General features: G+C 45.2%; 5 protein-coding genes and 1 rRNA gene. All 6 read right to left on the bottom strand.

Annotation, left to right across the window (positions count from 1 at the left end; genetic code table 11):
• A partial coding sequence (locus I8U27_RS20840) for a hypothetical protein (protein WP_232345707.1) occupies positions 1–180 on the bottom strand: 180 nt, incomplete at its 3' end.
• A gap of 84 nt (positions 181–264) precedes the next feature.
• On the bottom strand, positions 265–1,914 hold the full coding sequence (locus tag I8U27_RS20055) for a glycerol-3-phosphate dehydrogenase/oxidase (protein WP_181755053.1): 1,650 nt from the start codon (positions 1,912–1,914) through the stop codon (positions 265–267).
• 114 nt (positions 1,915–2,028) lie between these two features.
• Positions 2,029–3,522, bottom strand: coding sequence for a glycerol kinase GlpK (gene glpK, locus I8U27_RS20050; protein ID WP_181755051.1), 1,494 nt, complete (start codon positions 3,520–3,522; stop codon positions 2,029–2,031).
• 26 nt (positions 3,523–3,548) lie between these two features.
• Positions 3,549–4,262 (bottom strand): MIP/aquaporin family protein, encoded by a 714-nt coding sequence (locus tag I8U27_RS20045; RefSeq protein ID WP_181755050.1) that lies wholly within the window; start codon positions 4,260–4,262, stop codon positions 3,549–3,551.
• Positions 4,263–4,464: 202 nt separating this feature from the next.
• Positions 4,465–5,019: a glycerol-3-phosphate responsive antiterminator gene (locus I8U27_RS20040; protein WP_181755049.1), complete on the bottom strand. Its 555-nt coding sequence runs from the start codon at positions 5,017–5,019 to the stop codon at positions 4,465–4,467.
• 212 nt (positions 5,020–5,231) lie between these two features.
• Positions 5,232–5,303: ribosomal RNA gene (locus I8U27_RS20035) — 16S ribosomal RNA — on the bottom strand; the annotation flags it as partial.

Raw genomic sequence — 5,303 nt, 5'->3', positions numbered from 1 at the left:
TGAATGCAACTTGACATACTTGACCAAGTGTGTCATTTGCTTTATTCCATATCTAATTTTCAAGGTGCGTTTGTTTCGTTTGCGTTCACCGCTCACCGCGGCGACAAGAATTAATATAGCACAGGGTACAAATCCATGCAACCCTTTTTTTATAAAAATATTTATACCAACTTCTTCCACTCGTGCAGCGTAATGCTGAAAAAGCAATAACACCCCGGCCGCAGACAGAAGGCAAGGGTGTTATTTCAAGCTGATTGATTCTAACTAGATTGCTTCAGTTGCATATTTTATTTCCATTTCTAACTGTTTAGCCTGTTGTTCAGCACTATGATCGTCCCAGCCCAGTTTATCTTTCATAAACTGAACAACTGTTTCCTTCCACTCTCTGACCCAGGCTATATCAAATAATAAACTTCCTGTCCGGCGGATAAAAAAGTCAGCGGGAGTTGCTACCATTTCATTCTCTATGCCATAAACCAATGAACCATACACTTCGAGACCCATCCCATATTGTTCGGCTTCTTTTCTTCCTTTTGAAATCACTTCGTAAACGAGATCAACGTTACTGCCATAACGGTTAGCCAGCCGGGAAGCTTCTTTTTTCGTTAAGCCCAACTGCATACCTTCTGCTACCTTTTTCTCAATAAATGCGGGAAGTTGGCCAGGACCGCCCAGATCGCCCCCAGACAGGACAATTCGCTCTGTATGGCATGGTTTATATTTGGTTCCCTGTTCCGCAGCTAGTTCAGATGTAACCAGATCTACCACTCTCTCTGCCATCTTGCGGTATCCGGTCAATTTCCCACCCGCTATTGTGATCAGTCCGGTCGGAGAGTGAAAAATTTCATCTTTACGGGAAATTTCCGAAGGCGATTTCCCTTCCTCATGGATTAGCGGACGAATCCCGGCCCAACTGGATTCCACATCTTCAGCAGTCAACTGGATGGTCGGGAACATATGATTGGCTGCTGTAAGGATATAGTCGCGATCTTCTTTTGTCACCCTTGGATGAACAAGATCTTCATGGTAATCGGTGTCAGTGGTTCCGATATATGTTTTGCCTTCACGCGGAATCGCAAAAACCATGCGGCCGTCCGGTGTATCAAAATAAACAGCTTGTCTGAGAGGAAATCTGTTTTGATCTACGACCAGATGGACTCCTTTTGTCCAATGCAGATATTTTCCCCTTTTGGAGCCATCTTTCTCACGCAATTCGTCTACCCACGGTCCGGTAGCGTTGACAATTTTTTTGGCGTACAGTTCAAATTTCTTATGGCTCAGCAAGTCTGCTACCCTGACACCCGCCAGTTTTCCGTCCCGATAGATCAAATCTTCTGCCCTCATGTAATTAAATGCCCTGGCGCCAAACTGGACTGCCTTTTTTAATACTTCCAGCGTTAGGCGCGCATCATCAGTCCGGTATTCAACATAATAGCCTGAGCCCTTTAATCCTTTTTCACGCAATAAAGGTTCCTTCCGCAAGGTTTCTGCCTTATTTAGCATCTGGCGGCGCTCACTTTTTTTAACGCCTGCCAGAAAGTCGTAAAGCCGAATACCCACTGAACTGGCAAGTTTTCCGTAGGTGCCCCCTTTGACAATCGGCAAGAGCATCCACTCTGGTTTAGTGATATGAGGTCCATTTTCGTAAACAATGGCGCGTTCTTTTCCCACTTCTGCAACAAGGCCAAATTCCAGTTGTTTTAAATAGCGCAAACCGCCGTGAACAAGTTTTGTGGAACGGCTGGATGTCCCGGCTCCAAAATCTTGCATTTCAATCAGAACGGTTTTGATTCCTCTCGTCTGTGCATCTAAAGCGATGCCAGCACCCGTAATCCCACCTCCGATGACCAGCAAATCGATCTCCTCAGCAGCAATATCTTTAGTATCCTCTTCGCGATTTATTACAGAAAACATAGATAAACCTCCCTGTGAAAAAAGAAAAAACCACACAACCCCATGCAATGGTGCATGAAGAAATGTGGTTCATCTCCTGATCTCACCCATCATTAACTTGTAAGGTTAAAGCCATTATTTAAAAGTTCGAGTCGCATGAATTGCTTTTACCCAACCATTATATAACTTTTCCCTGGTATTGTCATCCATGCGGGGATCATATGTGCGGTCAATATTCCAATTACGGGCGATTTCCTGCTTATCTTCCCAGAAACCGACAGCTAACCCCGCCAGATAAGCCGCACCCAGTGCTGTTGTTTCCAACACGACCGGCCTTTCCACCGGGACGCCCAGAATATCACTCTGGAATTGCATGAGGAAGTTGTTGGCGGTTGCTCCCCCATCCACGCGCAACTTTTTCAGTTGAATTGATGAATCTGCCTCCATGGAGGCTAAAACATCCTTGGTTTGATATGCTAATGATTCCAATGTAGCACGTACAAAGTGAGCCTGGGTCGTTCCCCGGGTCAAGCCAAAGACAGCCCCCCGGACATCACTATCCCAGTATGGCGTTCCCAGTCCGACAAAAGCCGGCACAACATATACCCCGTCTGTTGAGTCCACCTGATCAGCCAGATCTTCTGTTTGAGCCGCAGATTTAATCAGTTGCAAACCATCACGCAACCATTGAACAGCTGATCCTGCTACAAAGATACTGCCTTCAAGCGCATATTCGATTTTTCCACCCAATCCCCATGCAATTGTAGTTAACAGTCCATGCCGAGAACGGACGGCGTTTTCGCCGGTATTCATCAACATAAAGCATCCGGTGCCATACGTGTTTTTGGCCATTCCCGGTTCAAAGCAGGCCTGTCCAAACAAGGCTGCCTGCTGGTCACCGGCGATTCCTGAGATCGGGACCTCTTCGCCAAAGAATAGGGATTTTTCGGTAACCGTATACACTTCAGAAGAGGAACAAACCTCTGGCAGCATAGACATTGGAACCTCTAAAACATCGAGCAATTCTTCGTCCCACTTCAGGTCATAAATATTGTACATAAGTGTACGAGATGCATTGGTATAATCGGTCACATGCTTTTTACCACCGGACAGCTTCCAGACCAGCCAGGTATCAATTGTTCCAAAAAGAAGATCACCATTCTCCGCTTTTTCGCGTGCACCTGGCACATGGTCCAGAATCCATTTTACTTTCGTACCGGAGAAATAGGCATCAATCAACAATCCGGTCTTGTTGCGGAATAAATCGTTATATCCTTTTTCTTTTAATTCTTCACAAATCCCGGCAGTTTGTCTGGATTGCCAGACAATCGCATGATAAACAGGCTGTCCAGTATGCCTGTCCCAAACCACTGCTGTTTCCCGCTGGTTAGTGATGCCAATCGCTGCTATTTCACTGGCCGCAATCGCACACTTGGCGAGTACTTCCGAAATAACGCTCTGTACGGTTCCCCAAATCTCCATTGCATCATGCTCTACCCAGCCGGCTTGCGGGAAAATCTGCTTAAACTCTTTTTGCGCAATGGCGGCAATATTTCCGTTTTCGTCAAACAGGATTGCTCTTGAGCTTGTTGTTCCCTGGTCAATAGACAATACATATTTCTTTTTCATCGCAAAGATCCCCCATTTTCGTTTTATTAGTGGAATACACCGAGATAGATAACTGCTGCCAGTACCGCACCCAGGACAGGGCCTGCAACCGGGATCCATGCATAGCCCCAATCGGAAGAACCTTTGCCTGCAATGGGCAGAACAGCGTGGGCGATCCGAGGTCCGAGGTCACGGGCAGGGTTGATGGCATATCCTGTTGTTCCACCGAGGGACAGGCCGATTGCAACGATTAAGAAACCAACAACAAGAGTTTGCAACCCTTCGGCAAAGACAAGTCCTTTGGCCCCAAAAGCCAACAAAACGAAAACTAAGACAAACGTTCCGATGATCTCGCTCACCAAGTTAGCAAATGGTTTACGAATAGCCGGACCGGTTGCAAATACAGCCAACTTCGCCTCCGCATCATCAGTTTCCTTCCAGTGAGGGAGATAGTGAAGCCAGACAACAACTGCACCGAGAAATGCACCAATCATCTGGGCGACGATCATCGGGACCACTTCCACCCAGGCCAGTTTGCCCGCTAAGGCAAACCCCAGAGTTAACGCAGGATTGAGGTATGCGCCGCTATAGTGTCCTACTACATACGCAGCAATCATGACAGCAAATCCCCAGCCAAATGTAATGACAATCCACCCGGAATTTTGCGCTTTTGATTTGTTTAAAAGAACTCCGGCAACAACCCCGTCACCAAGCATGATCAGAATCATCGTTCCAATCAGCTCAGCCAGAAAATGCGACATACACATCCCCCTTTTTATTAATTATTGGAAGATTGCCACAATCAGATGAAAATAAAAAGAATCACTAAAGAACTTTCCCTTGAAGTCAAGAAAAAGAATTAGTGATTCTCCTCATCTCATCACTGCTATTAACTTGTATTTATTATGGAAGCGGTTTCAATTATTATGTTACTAGATTATATATATTTTTGCAATAGTTTTCTTAGAAAAATGTTTTCCATATCCTTTCGCTTGATGTGGTTGCGGCAACAGCTCCGGCTCCAATTGATTCATTCACTTCTTCGATGGTCCGAATCAGCCCGCCGGCTAAAATGGGAATGCCTGTATTTTCCGCAACTTCTTTGATGATATGCGGCATAATCCCCGGCAGAACCTCAATGTAATCGGGTTTAAATGTTTTGAGCAGTCGGTAGCTCGTACTCAGTGCATGGGTATCTAGCAAAAAAATCCGCTGAATCGCGATCAATGACTTTTTCTTGGCTATGCTTACCACCGGTGTCCGGGTAGATATTAATCCGGCAGGTTTTATAGACTGACACAAAAACTCAGCCGCATATTCATCACTGCGCAGACCTTGAATTAAATCAACATGTAACAAAACTTTTTTGTGATGGCGGTTCGCTAAGTTGATCAGAGATTTTAATTGGGCAACATGGCTGTCCAGCAAAACGATATACTCAAACCTGGTTTTCATTAATTTTTCAAAATCCTTAATACTTTTTGCTGCCGGCAGGACTTTTTGTCCGTTAAAATGCATTTTCATTTCCTCCTATACCTCCAAGGAACCCTTGAAAATAGATTGTACAAACTTTGGTATTGGTACACTCAATAGTTAGCGAAAAAAGAAAAAAACCTCTTCATTCTTCCAGAATAAAGAGGTTTCACTGGTATTCCCTGAAAACTAAAGAGTGAGTAATGACACGACCTGAGAAAGTTTGGTTAATGATGTATCCGCAGGATACTCCGTAGAAAGGAGGTGATCCATCCCCACCTTCCGGTAGGGATACCTTGTTACGACTTCACCCCAATCATCTGCCCCAC

Origin of the sequence: Paenactinomyces guangxiensis (genome assembly GCF_016055185.1) — a bacterium.
GTDB lineage: Bacteria > Bacillota > Bacilli > Thermoactinomycetales > Thermoactinomycetaceae > Paenactinomyces > Paenactinomyces guangxiensis.
The sequence above is the reverse complement of the archived record's forward strand: the minus strand, read 5'-3'. Positions and strand labels throughout refer to the sequence as shown.